This is a genomic window from Trichlorobacter lovleyi, assembly GCF_015239775.1.
GTDB classification, from domain to species: domain Bacteria; phylum Desulfobacterota; class Desulfuromonadia; order Geobacterales; family Pseudopelobacteraceae; genus Trichlorobacter; species Trichlorobacter lovleyi_B.
Genome location: NZ_CP058409.1, coordinates 3282377 through 3304773, shown reverse-complemented (window position 1 = coordinate 3304773; position 22397 = coordinate 3282377). Strand labels below are relative to the sequence as shown.

The 22397-nt window shown below is 55.1% G+C and carries 15 protein-coding genes; 13 read left to right on the top strand and 2 right to left on the bottom strand.

The window, feature by feature from the left end; translation table 11 throughout:
- Window positions 1-4: 4 nt before the first annotated feature.
- Together FY034_RS15325 and FY034_RS15320 are read right to left on the bottom strand one after the other, a co-directional pair.
- A complete protein-coding gene (locus FY034_RS15325; RefSeq protein ID WP_265552071.1) occupies window positions 5-1720 on the bottom strand; it encodes a phospholipid carrier-dependent glycosyltransferase in 1716 nt (571 codons plus the stop codon).
- A complete protein-coding gene (locus FY034_RS15320) occupies window positions 1717-2922 on the bottom strand; it encodes a U32 family peptidase (RefSeq protein WP_322573224.1) in 1206 nt (401 codons plus the stop codon). Before FY034_RS15320 ends, FY034_RS15325 begins: the two co-directional genes overlap by 4 nt.
- A 198-nt stretch (window positions 2923-3120) precedes the next feature.
- Here FY034_RS15320 and ybgF point away from each other — a divergent pair, with 198 nt between their 5' ends.
- The 13 genes from ybgF to FY034_RS15255 all read left to right on the top strand — a co-directional run bounded on the left by ybgF (window position 3121) and on the right by FY034_RS15255 (window position 22257).
- A complete protein-coding gene (gene ybgF, locus FY034_RS15315) occupies window positions 3121-3867 on the top strand; it encodes a tol-pal system protein YbgF (protein WP_265552066.1) in 747 nt (248 codons plus the stop codon).
- A gap of 12 nt (window positions 3868-3879) precedes the next feature.
- Window positions 3880-4908, top strand: coding sequence for a LysM peptidoglycan-binding domain-containing protein (locus FY034_RS15310; protein ID WP_265552065.1), 1029 nt, complete (start codon window positions 3880-3882; stop codon window positions 4906-4908).
- A 63-nt stretch (window positions 4909-4971) separates the two neighbouring features.
- Entirely contained in the window at window positions 4972-6066 is a 1095-nt protein-coding gene (dprA, locus tag FY034_RS15305) for a DNA-processing protein DprA (protein ID WP_265552063.1), read from the top strand.
- Between the two features lie 14 nt (window positions 6067-6080).
- Window positions 6081-8357 (top strand): type I DNA topoisomerase, encoded by a 2277-nt coding sequence (gene topA / locus FY034_RS15300; RefSeq protein WP_265552062.1) that lies wholly within the window; start codon window positions 6081-6083, stop codon window positions 8355-8357.
- Between the two features lie 128 nt (window positions 8358-8485).
- Complete coding sequence (gene trmFO / locus FY034_RS15295) at window positions 8486-9829, top strand: methylenetetrahydrofolate--tRNA-(uracil(54)-C(5))-methyltransferase (FADH(2)-oxidizing) TrmFO (RefSeq protein WP_265552060.1); 1344 nt, start codon at window positions 8486-8488, stop codon at window positions 9827-9829.
- Window positions 9830-9935: 106 nt separating this feature from the next.
- On the top strand, window positions 9936-11219 hold the full coding sequence (locus FY034_RS15290) for a (Fe-S)-binding protein (protein WP_265552058.1): 1284 nt from the start codon (window positions 9936-9938) through the stop codon (window positions 11217-11219).
- A gap of 137 nt (window positions 11220-11356) precedes the next feature.
- Window positions 11357-11923, top strand: a complete 567-nt coding sequence (locus tag FY034_RS15285) for a helix-turn-helix domain-containing protein (protein ID WP_012471293.1) — start codon at window positions 11357-11359, stop codon at window positions 11921-11923.
- 64 nt (window positions 11924-11987) lie between these two features.
- The gene (locus FY034_RS15280; RefSeq protein WP_265552056.1) at window positions 11988-13712 is read left to right on the top strand and encodes an acyl-CoA carboxylase subunit beta; all 1725 of its coding nucleotides are present in this window, start codon (window positions 11988-11990) and stop codon (window positions 13710-13712) included.
- Between the two features lie 45 nt (window positions 13713-13757).
- On the top strand, window positions 13758-16655 hold the full coding sequence (locus FY034_RS15275) for a biotin/lipoyl-containing protein (RefSeq protein WP_265552054.1): 2898 nt from the start codon (window positions 13758-13760) through the stop codon (window positions 16653-16655).
- A gap of 147 nt (window positions 16656-16802) precedes the next feature.
- A complete protein-coding gene (gene scpA, locus FY034_RS15270) occupies window positions 16803-18944 on the top strand; it encodes a methylmalonyl-CoA mutase (RefSeq protein WP_265552052.1) in 2142 nt (713 codons plus the stop codon).
- Window positions 18945-19036: 92 nt separating this feature from the next.
- Window positions 19037-20005, top strand: a complete 969-nt coding sequence (gene meaB / locus FY034_RS15265; RefSeq protein WP_265552050.1) for a methylmalonyl Co-A mutase-associated GTPase MeaB — start codon at window positions 19037-19039, stop codon at window positions 20003-20005.
- A gap of 13 nt (window positions 20006-20018) precedes the next feature.
- Entirely contained in the window at window positions 20019-20423 is a 405-nt protein-coding gene (mce, locus tag FY034_RS15260) for a methylmalonyl-CoA epimerase (RefSeq protein WP_265552048.1), read from the top strand.
- Window positions 20424-20817: 394 nt separating this feature from the next.
- Window positions 20818-22257, top strand: a complete 1440-nt coding sequence (locus FY034_RS15255; RefSeq protein WP_265552046.1) for a histidine kinase — start codon at window positions 20818-20820, stop codon at window positions 22255-22257.
- The last annotated feature ends 140 nt before the right edge of the window (window positions 22258-22397 follow it).

The following is a 22397-nucleotide window of genomic DNA, read 5'->3' as shown; positions in this document are numbered from 1 at the left end:
TCAATCAGCGGTTGGACAACAACAGCAATGCCCCGTTATCCGCCAGGGTTTGGGGCGCTGTTGCAGCGTAGCGGTTTGCCTCGTGGCGGGGAATGACGATCATAACCTGACGGTCTGAACGCCAAAGCTCCATGAACTGCTCCTGGGAAAGGAACCAGCCGGACTGGTTGCCCTGGCTGCTGCCGAAGGTCAGTTCATCAGCATCACCTACGGTGATCAGCCGTTTGCCGGTGTAAAAGTTCATCCCCTGGTGCGGCCCGCTTTGAGCCAGAACCGTATCCGGTCCGCTCTGCTGCAGGGCTGCCTTGGCCAGGCTGCGTGACGAGAGTCGTTCAGCACCGTAGCGGGTAAAGGCCCAGGGGAGCAGCAGGTCAAGCATGATGCCGAAACAGCAGAGCAAGCTGATCAACAGCAGGCTGGAGCGGGTACGGATGCTCCAGATCAGCAGCAGGCCGAAGAGCATCAGCAGGCTGCCAGGCAGCAGGGTCTGACGCAGGGTAAGTGCCGGTGCAGGCCCGCTCAGCATGGCGGCCAGGTCCCGACCGGTTTGACCGCTTGCATGCAGCAGCGGCGGGAGCCATGTCAGCAGCGGCAGTACGGCCAGGGCTGTACCCATCAAGAACAGTATGATGGCGAGCGTTGCCTGCGCGGTGGTGTAGTCAGGTCTGCGGGTATGCCAGTGGGCCGTGATCCTGCTGGCCAGCAACAATGCCAGCGGCGGGCAGGTTGGCAGGATATATGGAATCAGCTTGGAGCTGGACAGTGAAAAAAACAGGATAATAATCACTGGCCAGAGTAACAGGAAGAGGGTGGTTCCTCTGTTGTTGTGGCGCTGCTGCCAGGCCTTTGTGAGGCTGCCCGGCAGGAAGAAGGACCAGGGCAGCATGGTCAGCAGTAGTATCGGCAGAAAAAACCAGAATGGCTGACTGCGGCGATGGATGGTGCTGGTATAACGCTGGAAATGCTCCCTGATAAAGAAAAAATGCGGGAACTCCGGGTTTGCCTGTGACACCAGTACAAACCATGGCACGGTGACCAGGGAAAACAGCAGCAAACCGGAGACCCAGGGGATTTCCTTCAGCAGGTGCCAGCGTCTGCTCAGTAGCAGATACCAGAAGATGATGCCACCGGGCAGTACAATGCCGATCAGCCCCTTGGTCAGCACTGCCAGTCCGCAGCAGATAAAGAACAGGCGGTAGAGGTTCGCGCAATGGCGCACGCTGCTGCGGACAGCAAGCAGAAAGCTGAACAGGGCTGCCGAGAGACAGAAGGTCAGCAGCATGTCTGTCAGAATGATGCGCGACTGGAGCAGGAAGGCCGCACAGCTGCCCAGGATCAATGCGCCGATCAATGCTATGCGCCTGTTGAATAATCGACGCCCGGCAAGGTAGGTCAGCAGGACGGTGAAAAGCCCTGACAGGGCTGAGGGGAGCCTGGCTGCAAACTCATGCTGACCGAAGACAGCCATGGAACCGGCATTAGCCCAGTATAACAGGGGTGGTTTTTCAAAGTATTTTACATAGTTCAGCGTGGGCGTAACAAAGTCGCCCCGGACCAGCATCTCGCGGGGGATCTCGGCATAGCGTCCCTCATCCGGGTCAATCAATGGTGCTGATCCGAGCCCGACGAGGAAGAGGAAGCCGAACAGGATCAGCAGCAGCAGACTGTCCCGCAGCCAGTGCCCTTCCGGCTGGTTAAGATGTTCGTAGAGCGGGCTCATGAATCAAATTCCTGCATGGGGGCAGGGAGCCGGATCAGGTCATCGGGGGCGGTACCGGCTGGTACCGGCATCAGGATACGCATGTTCGGGTGGACTGTTGCGACCGGCAGTAGTGTGCCCTGCTGATCATAGTGCTGCAGATCAGTGGCCGTAAAATCGGCATTTTTCATGGCGGGTCCCATCAATGAAAGTTGATCACCAGCCTGAAACCGGTTTCTGACCACCACCTCTGCCAGTTTTTCCCCGTGCATCGCCTCGACAACGCCAACCAGTTTGTGGCTGCGCAGGTAACCGGCCTGATAGGACTGCCCGACATCTTTAGGATCGCCCAGCAGAAACCCGGTGGTATAGCCGCGATGGCTGATGGTGGCCAGTTCCTCCATCCAGGCCGGGTCGGCGGTGTAGCCGTCGGGGTCGGCGCAGAAACGGTCCAGTGCTGTGCGGTAGATCCGCAACACACCGGCAAGATAATGGATCCCCTTCATTCTGCCTTCAATCTTGAGCGCCCCGACCCCGGCCCGAACCAGTTCTGGCAGATACTCCAGCAGGCAGAGATCCTTCGAGTTGTAAATAAAGGTGCCGCTCGCGTCCTCTTCAATCGGTTGGTACTCGCCAGGGCGTCGTTCCTCAACCAGGGCGTATTTCCAGCGGCAGGGCTGGGTGCATTCTCCCAGATTTGCGCTGCGGCCGGTCATGGCGCTGGAGAGCAGGCAACGGCCCGAGTAGGCGATACAGAGTGCGCCGTGCAGGAAGACCTCGCAAGGTATTGAGACCGCACGGGTTGTTGCACGGATGTCATCCAGTGTCATTTCCCGCGCCAGATTGACTCGGCTGACCCCTTGCTCCTGCCAGAACAGGACACTTTCGTGGTTGATGGTATTGGCCTGGGTCGAGAGGTGAATTTCCCGTTGTGGCGAGATACGGCGAACCATGCGCAGCACACCCGGGTCACTGACGATATAGGCGTCAAACGGCAGCGGAGCAAGTTCCTGCAGGTAGTTTTCAAGGCGGTCCAGGGCATGGTCAGCCGGGTAACTGTTGATGGTCAGGTAACAGCGGATTCCGTGCCCATGGCAGAGCGCCAGGGCCTGAGGCATTTCGGCAAGGGTGAAGTTGCCGGCCATGTTACGCAGGCCAAAGTCAGGTCCGCCCATATAGACGGCATCAGCTCCGTACCTGATGGCACATTTCAGTTTTTCCATGGTCCCTGCCGGGGCCAGCAATTCAGGTTTGTTCACGTCAGGTCCACTCTGAATAGTATTGAAGGCGATAAATGTGGAATGCTAGCACAGGAGGACTCTCTCTGTAAAATGCAAACCGGATAATCCTGACTTTCGCTTGACAAAGCAGTTTTTCTGGCTTTAATTACAGCGAAACTCAAGAAAAAACAGGAGTGTTGCATGGGCCACCTGCATAAACTGGGTCTGTTGTCGTTATCTCTACTGGTTTTTGGCGGCTGTGCGGCCAATGATCTGATGGTAAAGCGCCAGACCGAGACCGAGACCAAGCTTGAACACCTTTTTCAGATTGCAGGTGGGATTGAAGCCCGATTGAATGAGCTTTCCGGTCGATTGGCGGGTCTGGAAGAACAGGAGACCCAGCGTTCGGCACTTATCAAAGAGCTTGGCAGTGGTGTCCGTGAACTGAAAGAGGTCAATCAGGCCTTGCAGGTCAAGCTTCAGACTGCTCCAACAGCTGTGACCCCCAAGGTTGAGGTGGTTAATCCTGACCCTGCCCCCAAGGGCAGAGATGCCGGTCCTCCCCCAACGTATGTCAAGGCCTTCGGTCTGTACAGTACGAACAATTTTGCAGCGGCAATTCAGGCCTTTGAGCAGTTTATAAAAGAATTGCCTGCAAGTGAGTATGTGCCAAATGCCTATTACTGGATTGGCGAGTGCTATTACAGCAGTTCTGACCTGCCCAATGCCCTCGTTGCATTTCAGAAGGTTGTCGATGGATGGCCCCGGCACTCCAAGGCAGCAGATGCGCTGCTTAAGGTCGGATACAGCTATCTTGCCCAGAAACAACCTGATAAGGCCAAAAACTCTTTTGAGCGGCTTATACGCAGTTATCCCGGCAGTCCTGCAGCTCTCAAGGCTCGGGAACGGCTGATGTCCAGCGACCAACCGGCTCATGTCCGGCACTGAAGTGAGGTGACCATGAAATCTCGTATGCGGCTGGTACTGTCCCTGATGGTAATGCTTTTGTCTGTTCCATGGCTACTCTGGGCTGCAGATGAGCCAACGACCTATGTGATCCAGAAGGGTGACACACTGTGGGGGCTTTCCGGTAAATTCCTTAACAACCCCAATTACTGGCCTAATCTCTGGTCAAAAAATCAGCAGGTAACCAATCCTCACTTTATTTATCCTGGTCAAACCGTCCGTTTTGTGGATGGTAAGCTGGAGATTTTTGATGCCTCTAAAGGGGGCAGCGGACAGAAAGCCGTAGCTGGAACGACGGCTCAGGCAGTTCAGCCGGCTCCCCAGCTTGAGGTTGCAGAGGAAAAGGTCTTTACCGTGCGCGGCAATGAAGGCTGGTTAATGGAAACGGATACGTTACCCACCGGCAGAATTATCGCAGGACAGCACGGCCGCCTGGTGCTTGGTGAAGATGATACGGTCTTCACCGATATCGGCACCAATCATGGCGGGAGTGACGGCAGTAAGTATACCATTCTGCGTAAGTCAAAACAGGTCAAACATCCGGTGACCGGTGATGATCTTGGGTACAAGGTCTATCCGCTGGGGGCGCTGCAGTTGACCCACGCGACACAGCTTAATTCCCGGGGCATTATCTCCACGTCATTTAAAGAGATTGAGCCAGGTGATTTGTTAGTGCCCTACCAGCAGGTGAAACGGCGGACCGTTGCCCTGAAAATGGTTTCTCGTCCGCTGAAAGGCTACCTTGTCGAGAGTGCCACCGGTAATACCGCGCTTGCCACCGGTGATGTGGTCTATCTTGACTTGGGACGTTCAGAGGGGGCGGAGCCGGGTAACCTGCTGTATGTTGTCCGCAAGGTCGCGATCGAAAAGATGCTGGTGGAGCGCTATGTTGGAGAACTGCCCAATGAAGTGGTTGGTGCGCTGGTGATTGTGGAGGTAGGCAACAGGACCTCCACAGCCATTGTGGTGAAAAGCATTGACGCGATTTTTAAGGGCAATGAGGTTGTCAGCGCCCCTCGTTAAGGGCCAGCAGGCAAGTGTCTTGAAGGCCGACCCCGCGTCGGCCTTCGTTTTTTAAGGAGCTGTATGGACTACTGTTCCTGGATAGCGTTACGGGCCGTGGCAGGCGTTGGCCCGGTCCTGTTCCGGCGGCTGCTGGAACGGTTTGAAACGCCAGCTCATGTATTCTCTGCGGCACCGGGCGCCCTTTCTGCGGTACGGGGGGTTACGCCACAAATTGTGGAGGCCATTGCAGACCCGGCCTGTCGTCATTTTGCAGAAGAGGAATGCCGCAGGATTGAAACTGCCGCTGTCCGTCTGCTGACCTTTCTGGATGCGGAGTATCCCCGGCGTCTGTTTGAGATTGGTGACCCACCTCCACTGCTGTATCTGCGCGGAACGGTCCCTTCCTGGGAACCTGCGGTTGCGGTGGTCGGTTCCCGCAGGGCGACCCGTGAAGGATTGAAGGCTGCAGAGCGGCTTTCGTCGGAGCTGGCCTCCAGCGGCGTGCTGGTGGTGTCCGGTCTGGCACGGGGGATAGACACTGCTGCCCATCGCGGTGCTTTGGCAGGCGGTGGTCCAACGGTGGCAGTGTTGGGGTGTGGCCTGGATGTCGACTATCCGCCGGAAAACGGGCAGCTTGCGCACCAGATCGCCGGACAGGGGTGCATCATCTCCGAGTTTCCCATGACAACCCAGCCGCTGGCTGAGCATTTTCCCCGCCGCAACCGGATCATCAGCGGGCTCTCGCGAGGGGTGCTGGTGGTGGAGGCGGTGGAAAAGAGCGGTTCCCTGATCACGGCCCGTTATGCCCTGGACCAGGGACGCGAGGTGATGGCAGTGCCGGGCCCGATCAGCACTGCCGCCTGCCGCGGCAGCAACCGTCTGATCAAGGATGGTGCCCAACTGGTTGACTGTGTTGAGGATATACTTCATACAATCAGGGTCGTCAGGGCGGAGCATACCCTGCCGTTACTTGACCAGCATGCCCCGCCGCTGCGTTGTAGCCTGACCCCGCGCGAGGCCGCCGTCTACGAGCTGGTTGCCCAGGGGCCACGCCACCTTGACGAGATTACCCAGGCTCTGGAATTGACGCCCGGAGAGGTTTCGGCTATGGTGCTTGGCCTTGAACTAAAGGGGTTGCTCTCGCAGCTTCCCGGATCATACTATTCACTCCCGTAAGGATTAGAGAACCTATGGCGCATCAGCTTGTAATTGTCGAGTCTCCGGCCAAGGCCAAGACCATTGAAAAATTCCTCGGTTCCGAGTATCGGGTGCTGGCCTCTTTCGGTCATGTCAGGGCATTGCCCAGCAAGCAGGGGTCGGTTGATACGGCCAATGATTTTGAGCCGAAGTACCACGTGCTGCCGGAGAGCAAGAAGCATATCGACGCCATCAAGAAGGAGCTGAAGGGGGCGGATCGTCTGCTGTTGGCAACTGACCCCGACCGTGAGGGGGAGGCGATCTCCTGGCACCTGCTGGCCGCCCTGGGGCTGGATAAAAAGCCCAAGATCCCGATCCAGCGAGTGGTGTTCCATGAGATCACCAAGGATGCCATCATCCATGCAGTGCAAAATCCCCGTGATATTGCCATAGACCTGGTGGATGCCCAGCAGGCCCGTTCTATTCTGGACTACCTGGTCGGCTTCAATCTTTCGCCGTTTCTCTGGAAGAAGATCCGCTACGGCCTTTCTGCCGGCCGGGTGCAGTCGGTTGCCCTGCGGCTGGTCTGTGAGCGCGAAAAAGAGATTCAGGCCTTTGTGGATCAGGAGTACTGGACCATTGCAACCCGGCTGGAAAAACAGGCTGGTCAGAGCTTCAAGGCCGGTCTGGTTGCGGTGGATGGCAAGAAGCTGGGCAAGTTTGACATCCCGAATCAGAAAAGCGCCGATGCATTGAAAAATGCCATTGTACAAGGTCAGGCACAGGTCGCCTCGGTCGTCCGTAAAGAGATGAAACGTAATCCGGCCCCGCCCTTTACCACCTCCACCCTGCAGCAGGAGGCCTCCCGCAAGCTGGGTTTTTCAGCCAAAAAGACCATGTCCACTGCCCAGAAACTGTACGAAGGGGTGGCAATCGGTGAAGGGGGCACGGTTGGTCTGATCACCTACATGCGTACTGACAGCGTCAACCTCTCGGCCCAGGCCCTGAAAGATGCCCATGACCTGATCAGTGTGGCCTATGGTAAGGAATATGCCCTGACCAAACCCCGCTTTTACAAAAACAAGTCGAAGAATGCCCAGGAGGCCCACGAGGCGATCCGCCCGACGTATATTGACAAGACCCCGGCAGAGCTGAAGAAGTACCTGACACCTGACCTGTTTAAACTGTATGAGCTGATCTGGAAGCGGACCGTTGCCTGCCAGATGGCAGAGGCGCTGCTGGATCAGACCTCGGTGGACATTGCGGTCAGTGGTGAGAAAAAGGACAGCTTCACCCTGCGGGCCACCGGCTCGGTGATCCGCTTTCCCGGCTTCATGAAGCTCTATATTGAAGGGGTGGATGACGAAGACGAGGAAAAGGAAGGGACCCTGCCGACACTGGATGAGGGGGAGGCACTCAAGCTACTGGAGGTGCTGCCGGAGCAACATTTTACCCAGCCTCCGCCCCGCTACACCGAAGCCACCCTGGTCAAGACCCTGGAGGAGTACGGCATCGGCCGACCATCCACCTATGCCAGTACCCTCAACACCCTGGTGGAGCGCAAGTATGCCCGCCTGGACAAGAAGCGTTTCTTCCCTGAGGATGTCGGCATGGTGGTCAATGACCTCTTGACGGCCCATTTTCCCAAGTACGTGGATTATAACTTCACCGCCGGGCTGGAAGAGGAACTGGACCAGGTCTCCCGTGGTGAAAAACAGTGGAAACCGCTCCTGCGCGAGTTCTGGAACCCGTTCATCAGCCTGCTTAAGCAAAAAGAGGGGGAGGTCAAGAAGGACGACCTGACCACTGAGACCCTGGAAGAGGCCTGCCCGGAGTGTGGCAAGCCGCTGGCCATCAAGCTGGGCAAGCGGGGCAAGTTTATCGCCTGCACCGGGTTCAAGGAAGGCTGTAAGTACACCCGCAATCTGGAAAACAGCGGTGCTGAAGAGGCCGCTGAACCGGAAGTCTCAGAAGAAAAATGCGACAAATGCGGCCAGCCGATGCTGATCAAGTCAGGACGCTACGGCAAGTATCTGGCCTGCTCCGGCTATCCGGCCTGCAAGAACATCCAGCCGCTGAACAAACCCAAAAGTACCGGCGTTACCTGCCCTGAATGCAAGGAAGGGGAACTGACCGAGAAGAAATCCCGTTACGGCAAGCTGTTCTACTCCTGTAACCGCTACCCGGACTGCAAGTTTGCCCTCTGGGATCCTCCGGTTACCCAGCCCTGCCCCAAGTGCGGCTTTCCGGTGCTGGTCAAGAAGGTCTACAAGAAAAAAGGTGAATTCCTGAAGTGCCCCAAAGAGGGCTGCGACTACACTTCCGTGTAACGGCTGTATCAGCGGCTTGACCGCTTTGCTGTCCTTGGATGTCCGGCATTCGATGTACTACCCTGTACGCCGTTGTGCCGGACTTTTCTCTGCCCGGCATAGTGGGCTGCGACTGGCCTGGAGTTTTTATGCATGCATGTGTGACTATCATAGGAGCCGGTCTGGCCGGTTGTGAGGCAGCCTGGCAGGCTGCTGAGCGTGGGCTGCAGGTTCGGCTGTATGAGATGAAGCCGCATCGCTATTCTCCGGCCCATCAACGGGAGGGGCTGGCGGAACTGGTCTGTTCAAACTCCCTGCGCGGGGCTGATCTGGGTAATGCCGTTGGCCTGCTGAAGGAAGAACTGCGGCGTTGCGGCTCACTGATCATGCAGGCTGCCGATGCCACCAGGGTTCCGGCCGGTGGTGCCCTGGCTGTTGATCGCGACCTGTTCTCGGCCTGGATAACTGAACGGATCTCCTCCCACCCCAATATCACCCTGATCCGTGAAGAACTGACCTGCCTGCCGTCTGAGGGGCTGGTGGTAATCGCCTCCGGTCCCTTGACCAGCGATGCCCTGGCTGATGAGCTGTCCCGGCTGGTGGGAGAGCGGCTCTATTTCTACGATGCCATCGCCCCGATTGTTACGGCAGAATCCCTTGACCGATCCCAGATCTATGCCGCCTCCCGTTACGGCAAGGGTGATCCTGATGATTATCTTAACTGTCCCATGGATCATGAACAGTACACGGCATTTATTGCTGCCGTGAAGGAAGCTGAAAAGGTTGCGCCACGTGAATTCGAGAAGGTCGTCCACTTTGACGGCTGCATGCCGATTGAAGAGATGGCGGAGCGTGGTGATGAAACCCTGCGTTTTGGGCCGATGAAGCCGGTCGGTCTGCCTGATCCGGCCACGGGGAAGGACCCGTATGCCGTGGTACAGTTGCGGGCAGAGAATAATGAAAAGACCCTCTACAATCTGGTGGGATTCCAGACCAAGATGACCTGGCCGGAACAACGTCGGGTGCTGCGGATGATTCCCGGGCTGGAACAGGCCGAATTTGTCCGCTTGGGGGTTATGCACCGTAACACCTTTATCAACGCACCGGCCTTGCTGTTACCCACACAGCAGTTACAATCCTCCCCCCGTATCATCTTTGCCGGTCAGATCACCGGGGTTGAGGGCTACGTCGAGTCAGCAGGTTCAGGTTTTCTGGCAGGTTTGGCCGTTGCAGCGCTGCTTGCAGGACAGGGACCGGAATTGCCCCCGCGTGAAACCGCTCTGGGGGCGTTGATCTACCATATCACCAATGCCGACAGCCGCCATTTCCAACCGATGAACGTCAACTACGGTCTGTTTCCGCCCCTCGACAGCAGGGTCAAGAAAAAGGATCGCAAGCTGTTGCTGGCAGAGCGGGCCCTGACTGCGCTGGAAGCCTGGAGGCTCCACGTCGTATCTCGTCTGAAGCTGAATGAACCAAGGGAAATACGATAAAATTTGTCTGGAAAATGATTGAAGTATTCCCCGTGATTTTGTAACCTGATAAGAGTCATTTAGTTTTTTGGCGTGTGGTACGCCTTTGTAAGAAAGGCTTTTACAGATGTCTGATCAAACAACCCTGCAGAGGATTGAAGAAGAACTGAAGAAGTGCGTCAAGTGCGGTACCTGCCGGTCCAACTGTCCTGCCTTCACCGCCTTTCAGCGTGAGCCTGCCACGGCCCGTGGCAAGTTGACCCTGGTTCAGCACCTGCTGAAGGATGATATTGATCTGGATGATCAAACCTATCTGGCCATGTCCAAGTGTCTGTTGTGTGGCAGTTGCGTGGACCGCTGTCCCAATGACGTGCCCACCGATGAGATTGTGATTGCCGCCCGTGAGGCGCTGGCCAAGAAGCGTGGCCTGACCACCTTCCATGCTGCCGTGGGGCAGGTGATCAAGAGCCGCACCAGGATGAAGCTGGGTGCCAAGGCTGCCTCTCTGCTGGGCCCGTTGTTCTTTAAGAAGGTGCCGGAGAACTCTGGCCTGCGTCTGCGTTTCCCGCTGCCCTTTGTCGGCAACAAGCGTTACATTCCTGCTATCGCCAAGACCCCCTTTATGGAGCGCTACCCGGAGGTGCTTGAAGGAGAACCGGGTAAGCCGCGGATCATCTTCTTTGTGGGCTGCATGACCAACTTTGCCTATCCCAGGGTCGGGGTGGCCACGGTCAAGCTGTTCCAGCACCTGGGCTGTACCATCATCATTCCCAAGGATCAGCAGTGCTGCGGTCTTCCCGGTATGTCCGGTGGAGACATCGAGACGGTTCGTGATCTGGCCGAGCGTAACCTGGCTGCCTTGGAACGTTACGAGGCCGATTATGTGATGAGTGCCTGCGCCACCTGCGGTGGTGCCTTACACCGGCTCTATCCGCTGGTGGTGGGTAAGCGTAACCCTGAACTGCGTGAGCGCCTTGACCGGCTGGCTGCGAAGACGGTGGATGCTGCCCAGCTGTTGGTCCAGCTGGGGCTGAAACCGGCAGAAACCGGTGCCGGTGCCAGAGGAAAGATTACCTACCATGATCCCTGCCATCTGCGAACCCGCAAACTGACTGCCCAACCCCGTGATCTGATCAAGGCCACTCCCGGACTTGAACTGGTGGAGATGGAAGGAGCGGACCGCTGCTGTGGTTTGGGTGGCACCTTCAATGTCTATCACTACGGCTCATCCATGGAGATCAACGACCTTAAGAGCGAGGCGATCATGGCCACCGGTGCAGATGCCGTAGCTACCGGCTGTCCCGGCTGTATGATGCAGTTGGATGACGGCCTGAAACAACATGGTTCTACTGTTGAAGTGGTCCACACCATGGAGTTGCTGGCGCGTCAGCTGCTGGGAGAGGAAAAATAATCATTTAGTATGGCTAAAAATAGTACAGTAAAACTGTAGTTGTCTTTGTTGTGAATAAAACTATTTTATTGACATTATAACGGGTTTTGTATACAAACGCCGGACCAAAACAGGTTTATATTTCGGCGGATTAAGTGATGAGCAGCGAATTCAATATTGGTGCAAAAATCAAAAAACTCCGATTGGCGAAGAAGCTGACCCTCCAGGCCGTTGCCCGTGAGACCGGCTTTTCGCCTGCCCTGATTTCCCAGATCGAAAACAATAACGTTTCTCCCCCCATAGCTACCCTCTCCAAGATCGCACGCTTTTTTGACGTCAAGATAGGCCACTTCTTTGCTGAAGAAGAGGAGGAATGCCGTTACGAAATCGTGCGTGCCGATGAGCGCAAACTGATGCCGCGGGTCATCTCCCGTGCCGGCACCAGTCAGGGCTACTCCTATGAGTCGCTGTCTTGGCGCAAACAGAACAAAAAGATGGAGCCGTTCCTGTTGTCGGTCATGGAAAAGGTATCGGAAGAGAATACCTACAGCCATGATGGTGAGGAGTTCCTGTTCATCATGAAGGGAACTGCCGAGCTGGTACTGGAAGATCAGCGTCATGAGTTGACCGAAGGGGACTGTGTCTATTTTGACTCATCCCTGCGGCACCGTTTGCTGTCCAAGGACGGTACCGAGGTCCAGGTACTGGCAGTCGTTGCCAGGTAGTTGATTCGTTTATCTATTTTTAGATTTTGTACGTATATTACACTGCAGAGGAAGGATGGTTCAGATGTCCAAGAAAGCGATCAAGCCCTCACTGAAGAACCCGTTTGCCCCACCGGAAACCGTTGAGTTTACTATTCCCGGCGAGATCCCCGGCAAGAAGGGGGGCTATGAAGAGGCGATGAAGGAAGGTCACGACCTGATTCAGCGCCCCATCAAGTCGGTCAGTATTGCCCAGATTGAAAAACAGCACTTCAAGAAGCGGATGACCGTCTGGGAGCGGATCAAGGTATTAACTGAGAAGGAGCCCAATGTCCTGTTCCAGAACTGGGGCAAGAACCTTGACGGTGCCTCGCTGGTTACCGGCATCCTGAACGTCAATGGCCGCGACGTGGCGTTGTACGGTCATGACTTTACCGTACGGGCCGGCTCTATTGATGCCACCAACGGCCGTAAACTGGCCCTGCTGTTTCAGATGGCTGGTGAAAAAGGGATTCCGGTCATCGGCATGAACGACTCGGCCGGCGCCTTTGTGCCTGCCGGTGTGGGTGGTCTGGATGGCTATGCCGAGGCATTTACCGCCCTGCGTAAGATCAGTGGTGTGGTTCCTTCCATCATGTGCATGTTCGGCTTCAACGCCGGTGGCGGTTCCTATCTGCCCCGTCAGGGCAGCTTCGTGATCCAGCCCAATGATACCTTTTTCGGACTGACCGGACCTGGCGTGGTCAAGTCGGTACTGGGTGAGGATGTTACCCCTGAAGATCTGGGTGGACCCAAGGTGCATGGTGCCTCCGGCGTGGCTGACCTGACCGTTGAGGATGAAGTGGGCGCCCTGCGTGCTGCACTGCAACTGCTTTCCTATGTGCCTGATAACAATAGTGTCTCCCCTCGCTTCCGGCAGACCAGCGATCCGCTGGATCGCAAGACCTGGGAGATCAATACCCTGCTCAAGAAGGCCTTTAACTCTCCCACCGGCTTCAATACCCCTTTTGATGTCTCAATCATGATCCAGCAGATCTGTGACCATGGTGACTATTTTGAGATGCAGCCTGACCGTGCCCGTGAGGCGGTCACCGCCTTTGGTCGTCTGGGGGGCAACGTGGTCGGCTTTGTGGCCAACAACTCCGCTGTGGCTTCCGGCCAGATCTCAGTGGATTCAGCCTACAAGATTGCCCGTTTCAACCGCTTCTGTAACATCTACAATATTCCAATCATCTTTATGGAAGACACCACCGGCTTCCTGCCGGGCCGTGAGCAGGAGTCCCGCGGTATCGTCCAGGCTGGCCGGGCCATGCTGGATTCCATTGTGGATATCCGCACTCCCCGCATCCTGCTGATCATCCGGAACGCCTACGGCGGCGCCTACGCCTCCTACAACAACTACCCCACCGGTGCGGATCTGGTTCTGGCGCTGCCCACCACCCGCTTGGCGGTTATGGGACCGGCTGGTAAGGAGTTTGTCTACAAGGATGAGCTGCGCAAACTGCGTGGTGCAGTCAAGGACAAGGTCAAGTCAGGGGTGCAGGAACGGGTTGCTGCCGGTATGGATGCTGGTCAGGCCACCAAGGATGCCGAGAAGGATGTGGCTGACTGGTTGAGGATTGAAGAGGCTGCTCTGAACCTCCGCTATGAAAAGGAATTGATGAACCCGAAGGAAGGTCTGGCTCTGGGCTCCATCTCCTCGCTGGTAATGCCCACTGACCTGCGTAAGGTCCTGGGCGAGAACATGAACTTCCTGCTGCGGCACTACAAACCCGGCCCGATGCAGGCGATCCAGCGCGAATTCCACTAATCTGTTGTTACTTAACTTATTGATTTGAATTGGAGATATAAGCCCATGCCGCAGACCGATTACTATAAGCATAACCCTCTGATCCACCGGGACCGCCGATTGAGTACGTCTACATCCGAGTGGGTCCGTTCCTTTTCCTGCGAAGAGTTGAAGCCGCTGATTGTCTGCCGTGGCCCGATCCGTAAGGAAGCCATGGATGTCTATCAGGAGATGGGGATCAGCCATTACGGCATCCTGCTTTCAGAAAAGGACTCGATTGTCTACCCCAATGCCCTGGCCCCCGAACTGCGCCAGCTGACCGATTCCAACCGGGTTCACCGGGTGCCTGACTATTCGGGTGCCAGCAAGGAAGAGCGGGTCGAGCGGATCAACCAGATTATCGGCATCGCCAAGGATAACGGCTATGACTCCATCTTTGCCGGCTATGGCTTCATGGCAGAAGACGAAGAGTTTGTGGCTGCCATTGAAAAGGCCGGTCTCAAATTTATCGGCCCCTGCGCCGCCACCCAGGCCCGGGCCGGCAAAAAGGATGAAGCCAAGCGGACCGCCCTGCAGGTGAACGTCTCTGTTACCCCCGGTGTGGATAACGTCACTGCCCGTACCCTGGTCAAGAAGCATGACAGCCGTGAAAAACTGCTGGCACTGGTTAAGGCAGAAGGGCTGGAGTGCGACGCCAAGATCCTGAAAGATACCAAGCTGCCGCTTGAGGCCCTGGCTGACCATATCCTGATGACCTCCTATGCCAAGGGGATCGACCTCTATTCGATTGAGGAACTGTGTGCCCAGGTGCAGGAGGAAGTGGCTGAGCTGTTCCGCAAGTATCCCCAAAGCCGCTTCCGTCTCAAGGCAATCGGTGGCGGTGGTGGTAAGGGACAGCGGATTCTCGGTGCCTCACTGCTGGGGACCAAAAATGCTGATGAAAAGGCGATTGCCAAGGCTGCCGCCGAGGCCCCTGCCATGGTACGTGAGGTACTGCAGGAGGTTAAGGCCAACGGCGTGGGCGATAACAAAAACGTCCTGATCGAGCTGAACATTGAACAGACCCGCCATAATGAAATCCAGTTGCTGGGTAACGGTGACTGGTGCATCTCCCTTGGTGGGCGTGACTGCTCCCTGCAGATGCATGAGCAGAAGCTGCTTGAGGTCTCAGTCACCCAGGAAGGCTTGATCGCTGCCATTGCCAAGGCCAAGGCAGAGAAGAAAAAGGAAGAGGTTGCTGCGCTTGAGTCTGATCTGAAGGTGCTGCAGCGGATGGAAGAGGAATCAGCCCGTTTTGGTCAGGCCGTTGGTCTGGATTCTGCTTCAACCTTTGAATGTATTGTGGACCGTGACCGTCACTATTTCATGGAGGTCAACACCCGGATCCAGGTGGAGCACCGGGTAACCGAGCTCTGCTACTCCCTGAAGTTTACCAACCCTAAGGACAAGAACGACTTCTTCATGGTTGAGTCGCTGGTAGAGGCGATGGCCCTGCTGGCACAACACAAGCAGCGTCTGCCCAAACCGGAGCGGGTCGTGCGTTTCAATGCCTCGGTTGAGGCTCGTCTCAACGCCACCGATGCCTCCCTCTCTCCCCATGCCGGCGGCATGATCCGTTACTGGTCCAAGCCGATCAAGGGTGAGGTGCGGGATGATCAGGGGATCAGCATGCTGAACCCTGACACCAACCAATTCATGAAGTACAAGGTGGCTGGCGCCTACGACTCCAACATCGCCCTGCTGCTGACCAAGGGTGAAGACCGCCTCTGCAGCTACGAGCGTCTGTCCGAGGTACTGCGCAGCACCACCCTGCGGGGCAGTTCGCTGGCCACCAACCTGGAATTCCACTATGGTCTGGTCAACTGGTTCCTGGGCCGCAATGTCATGGCCAAGCCAACCACCCGTTTTGTGGTGCCGTACCTGACCCTGGTCGGTACCTTGAAGGAAGAGGCCAACAAGCTGGATGTGGTCTATGCCTTTTTCCAAATGAAGAAGCAGTATGCCAAGCTGGTAACCGAGCAGTTTGGTGATCAGCCTGACGTACTGGCAAAAGAGCTGAAGAACATGTCCGCCCTGCTGGATCGCAAAGGTACCCTGATTACCCGTCCGATGGAGCGTCTGCTGGATGATCCCCATCTTTTGTCCGGCTGGTTGTCAGTCAACACCAAGAACTTCAAGATTGAGAAGGGCAAGGTAATCTGGCTGCGTAATCCGCTGGGGGTGCTGAAAGAAACCTACGATTACCTGCACATGGATTACCGCCCCCATAAGCCGGCAGCTGAGATTATCTGGGATCACGATAATGAGCTGCTTCAGCAGGGACTTGATTTCTCACGCAAGATTCGCGAGCATTTCGGCCTGCACCGTGACGAATATGATAAGTTGAATGAAATTCTGCATAAAGATAAACCCCAGGGCGGCTTTGATCAGGAGATGTGGGACCAGATCCGTTCGGCCCACTACGGCTTCGAGGTTGGTCTTGAGATGCTGGGCATGCTGTTCCTGATCGGCGAAAATACCAGATTCTGGGATATGAAGGTGCAGGATGATCTGGAAGTGGTTATTCCCGATTATCTGACCGACCTGGACCTGCAGGCCCGCATGAAGAAGATTCTGGTGCCGCCGCCAGCCACCAAAGCTGACGAGATCGTGGCGGTCTGTGGCGGGATGTACTATGGTCAGGAAGCTCCGGGACTGCCTCCCTTTGTGACCGAAGGGATGCACTTTGAGAAGGACCAGCCGCTCTATATTATCGAAGTCATGAAGATGTTCAACACTATCCGGGCACCGTTCTCCGGCACCATTGACAAGATCATTATGGAAGGTGGCGACGGCACGATTGTCCAAAAGGGACAGCCGTTGTTCAAGATCACCCCGGATGAGCGGTTTGTTGAGGTGGATCCGGCTCTGATTGAAAAAGAAAAACGTGAACGTACCGCAGCCTACCTGAAGGCGGTACTGTAGAGATACCACCCCCCAGCCCCCTCCTGATTCAGGAGGGGGAAACGAGCGGAGCGAGTGGGGGTGGTCGCGCCTCTATAAAATTCCAACTCAAAAGGCTCCAGGTATCGCTATCTGGAGCCTTTACTGCTTACAAGCGAGGTAACCATCATGGCAACATTTGATAAGAAAAACGTGCAGGATTGGGAAAAACTGGCTGCCAAAGAGATCAAGAAAGAAACCACGGCAGCATTAACCTGGGATACGCCGGAGGGGATAGCGGTCAAGCCGCTCTATACCCAGGCTGACCTGGAAAAACTTGAAAATATCGATACCATGCCCGGCTTTGCGCCGTTTCTGCGCGGCCCCAAGGCCACCATGTATGCCGGCCGCCCCTGGACCGTACGTCAGTACGCCGGCTTTTCTACTGCAGAAGAGTCCAACGCCTTTTATCGCCGCAACCTGGCTGCCGGTCAGCAGGGGCTTTCGGTTGCCTTTGACCTGGCAACCCACCGCGGCTATGACTCTGACCACCCCCGCGTGGTTGGTGACGTAGGCAAGGCCGGCGTTGCGATCGACTCAATCCTGGATATGGAGATTCTGTTCAAGGATATCCCGCTGGCTGATGTCTCGGTCTCTATGACCATGAACGGTGCGGTGCTGCCGATCCTGGCTCTCTACATCGTGGCTGCCGAGGAACAGGGCGTGTCCCAGGACAAGCTGGCCGGCACGATCCAGAACGACATCCTCAAAGAGTTTATGGTTCGTAACACCTATATCTATCCACCAACCCCTTCAATGAAGATTATTGCTGATATTATTGAATATACCAGCAAGTATATGCCCAAATTCAACTCCATCTCCATCAGCGGTTACCACATTCAGGAGGCCGGGGCCAACAACGTGCAGGAACTGGCCTTTACCCTGGCCGATGGTATCGAGTACGTCAAGGCCGCCCTGGCGAAAGGGCTGGAGGTGGACCAGTTTGCACCGCGGCTCTCCTTCTTCTTCGCCATCGGCATGAACTTCTTTATGGAAATTGCCAAGCTGCGGGCTGCCCGTTTCCTCTGGGCTGAGCTGATGTCCCAATTCAACCCGAAGAATCCGCTCTCCCTGGCCCTGCGGACCCACTGCCAGACCTCCGGTTGGAGTCTGACCGAGCAGGACCCGTACAACAACGTAATCCGTACTACCATCGAAGCCATGGCGGCAGTGCTGGGTGGAACACAATCCCTGCACACCAATGCGCTGGACGAAGCGATCGCCCTGCCCACCGAACATTCAGCCCGTATCGCCCGCAACACCCAGCTGGTGATTCAGGAGGAATCCGGTATTACCAAGGTGGTTGATCCGCTGGCCGGTTCCTACTATGTTGAAAGCCTGACCGCCTCCCTGATCGAGGAGGGACGCAAACTGATCGCTGAAATCGACAGTCTGGGGGGAATGACCAAGGCGATTGAATCCGGTATGCCCAAGCTGAAGATTGAGGAGTCAGCAGCCCGCAAACAGGCCCGGATTGATATTGGCAGTGAGGTAATCGTCGGGGTCAACAAGTACAAGCTGGCAAAGGAAAATCCGATTGAGACCCTGGATATTGACAACACCGCTGTGCGTGAGGCCCAGATCGCCCGCCTGAAGAAACTGAGGGCAGAGCGCAATGAAGCCGACTGTCAGGCGGCCCTGCAGGCCATTACCAAGGTGGCTGAGACCGGGGTGGGTAACTTGCTGGAGGCCTGTGTCGATGCGGCCCGCAAACGGGCCTCGGTGGGCGAGATTTCTGATGCCATGGAAAAGGTCTTTGGCCGTCACAAGGCGGAGATCAAACTGGTTTCGGGGGTATACGGAAAAGTGTTTGAACAGAGCGAAGAGTTTGCGGCCCTGAAAAAAGAGGTGGATGACTTTGCGGAAGGTGAAGGACGCCGTCCCCGGATTCTGATCGCCAAGATGGGACAGGATGGCCATGACCGTGGCGCCAAGGTGATTGCCACCGCCTTTGCCGATGTCGGCTTTGACGTGGATATGGGCCCCCTGTTCCAGACCCCGGAAGAGACTGCCAAGATGGCGGTTGAAAACGATGTCCATGTGATCGGTGTCTCCAGCCTGGCAGCCGGTCACAAGACCCTGGTGCCGCAACTGGTGGCAGAGCTGAAGAAGCTTGATGCTGCTGATATCGTCGTGGTCTGCGGCGGCGTGATTCCGCGCCAGGATTATGAAGAACTGTATGCTGCCGGCGCTGCCTGCATCTTCGGGCCGGGTACGCCGATCACAAAATCAGCCCGCGAAACGCTGGAAGCGATCAAGAAAAAGGCGTAACCCCTCCCCGCTCCCCTTGTCAGGGGAGGGCTTTAAAACTTCCCCCCTGAAAAGGGGGGATAGAGGGGGGATAGAGGGGGGTTGTTTATCATATGGAACTTCACACACTCGCCGATAATATCCGTAAAGGTAATATCCGTGCCATGGGCAAAGGGATTACCCTGATTGAGAGCAAGAAGCCTGAGCATGCCCAAAGGGCTACCCAGTTGCTTGATATCCTGCTGCCCCATACTGGAAATAGTTTACGTGTTGGCATCACCGGGGTGCCGGGCGTCGGCAAGAGCACCTTTATTGAGGCCTTTGGCAGTTACCTGACGGCGCAAGGCCATAAAGTGGCGGTACTGGCAGTCGATCCGTCATCCCAGATTACCGGTGGCAGTATCCTTGGTGACAAGACCCGCATGGAAGAGTTGTCACGTAATGAGCGGGCTTTCATCCGTCCCTCGCCGGCTGGCGATACCCTGGGGGGGGTGGCCCGTCGCACCCGTGAGACCATGCTGCTCTGCGAGGCGGCCGGATACGATATCGTGATTGTCGAAACCGTCGGGGTGGGGCAGTCTGAAACCACCGTGGCATCCATGGTAGACTTTTTCATGCTGCTGCAGCTGGCAACAGCCGGTGATGAGCTGCAGGGGATCAAAAAAGGGGTGATGGAACTGGCCGACGCCATCATCATCAACAAGTCTGACATTGATCAGCAAAAGACGGCACTGGCCCGGCAGCAGTATGAAAACGCCCTGCATATCCTGCGGCCTAAAAGTAGAAACTGGACGGTGCCGGTGCTGACCGTCAGTGCCCTGTGTAATGACGGGATTGCAGCGGTATGGGATATGCTGGATAGCTTCAACAGCGCGATGCAGCAATCAGGTGAGTTTGCCGAGACCCGTAGGCGGCAGGCTGTGGACTGGATGTGGGCCTTGTTGATGGATGATCTGAAAGGGCTGTTCCTTAATCACAGGGATGTGAAGGGGATCTTCCCGCAGGTGCAGGATGCAGTTGCTCATGGAATCACTACGCCCTTGGCGGCCTCCCGCCGTTTGCTGGATGTGTTTAGACGGTAAGAAAGGATTAGGCATGTTACAGAAAATTAACCATATCGGCATAGCAGTGCAATCATTGGATGCTACCCTGCCTTTTTACCGGGAAGCACTAGGTATGGTCTTTAAAGGTGAAGAAGAAGTTGCCGAGCAGATGGTAAAGGTGGCCATGCTCCAGGTTGGAGAGTCCAAGATAGAGCTGCTTGAACCCACTGATCCGGCAAGCCCGATTGCAAAATTTTTGGAAAAAAATGGCCCGGGCATCCATCATATCGCCTATGAGGTGGAGGATCTTGAGGCAGCCATAGCCCATATGCTGACGCAGGGGGCGCGCATGATTGATACGTTGCCGCGCAATGGTGCCCATGGTACCCGGATAGCCTTTGTGCACCCCAAGAGCAGTAACGGGGTGTTGACTGAATTGTGTCAGTCCGGACACTGAACAGGTTGAGAAGGTGTAACGCACGAAAATCAGATAAAGACCTGATTGGTTTTGAGTAGTTTTGGTGCAGTTTTTGTGATTTTTGAAATGCCGTTATATAAAATTTCGGGTAAAAAGCTCTGCTGAGACGACGATCGCAGCCTTTAAAATCAAGTGGTTAGCTGGTGGAATAAGATAAATGCTTGACAGTTGTTATATTTATTGTATTATTCGCAGCAATTAGTAGAACATATAAGTAGTTGAATATTCATATGGCTTTTGTAAGTGGCTTTAAATGTTCATAAATTTATATGAAGGGTGGTGAGACCCCCGGAGAAACGAAAAGAAGTGCCAAACAAGAAAGTTATTTCATTTTTTTAGGCAGTACATACACCACATGAAGGAGGAAAGTTTCATGACTAAGTTTCAAAAGCAGATGTTGACCATCGCCGCAGCCGGTGCCCTGACCGCCGTGACTGCCCTTCCTGCAATGGCCTTTGAGAACGAGTTCCATGGCCTTTACAATTTCAATACGCTGTTCAGTAATATGGGCACCAGCGGTGACTTTAACCCCGGCGCACCAGGTACTACAAATGCTTGGGGTGAAAAGCGTAAGATGAACAACTATTTTGAGCAACGTACCCGCCTGCAGTACACTGCCAAGGCCAGCGACGACCTCAAGTTAGTAACCCACTTTGAGATTAATAACCGTTTTGGTAACTACAAAGATGCTAATGGTGGTGGTGGAGATCTGGACTCTGATGGTCTGAACATTGTTACTAAGCACGCCTATCTTGATTTTAACATTGGCAAATCATTTAACGTAAAGCTTGGTATACAACCGTATAAAGATGCCTTAAAAGGCGTGTTTGTCGATGCTGATGTTCCTATGATAATGACCACCACCAAGCTGGGTGCCTACACTCTGGGGATGGGCTTTGCTCGCTATGCTGATGATGTTGCCGGTGGCACAAGCACAGGTACACGTCTTGGTGATGCTAACAAAGATCTGTTCATTATGGACAACACCTTTGCTCTTAGCAAAGATACCAAGGTGGGTCTGTCCTACTACTTCCTCGCTGACTATGCACAGCAAGGTGCAAGTGGTCAACTTTATGACGCTACAAAGCCGACTACACCTTACAACCATACTGCTGATCAAGCTGTGCTGTTGCATACTTTTGGCCTGAATGGTGCAACCAAACTGGCTGGCATCAACCTCTCAGGTTTTGCTGCTATGCAGGCAGGTCATATGAAAAATGCTACTGGTGTTCCTTCTACAAGTCGTCAGTTTCATGGATGGGCAGCCAACGTTGCTGCTGACATGAAGGTTGGCCCAGGTACTGCTAAAACCGCTTTGCTGTTCACTTCAGGTAACAATAGCACAAGTTCAAATCATGGTTGGGTAACATCAAGTGTTAACTCGTACAATGAGTCCGGCATGATGATCATTGCTCGTAACACCTATAACAGCCCAACCAGCACTGATGGCTATATTCGTCGTAATGTGACCAATATTGCACTAGCTACCATGGGGTACGATGCTAAGCTGACCGAGAAGTTTAATCTGAACGGTAATGTTGGTTTTGGTTGGGCACCTTCTTCATATGATGCACCGAAAGACCAGAAAACTGGAAGACTGAATCAAAGTGACTTCATGGGTACTGAAATCAACCTTGAGGCAGGCTACCAGCTCTACAAAAACCTCAAGCTTCAGGCACAGGCTGGTTACATGATTTTGGGTGGTTACTACAAGAATTCAGCATTTAAATCCGGCACTACTGCTGGTGCTGCAAATGCTGCTGATCCTGAAAATCCCTATGCAATGCGTCTGCAAGCTCGTTATAGCTTCTAGTCTGCTGACGTAGCACAAGTTGTAATCAAAGAGGCGGCACGAATATCGTGTCGCCTCTTTTTTTCTATAGTCCTACCGAAACAGCAGGCTTCGTATCGATAAAGGATGCTTTATGCCCGCCTTTCTGGTGGGTTGCAGCA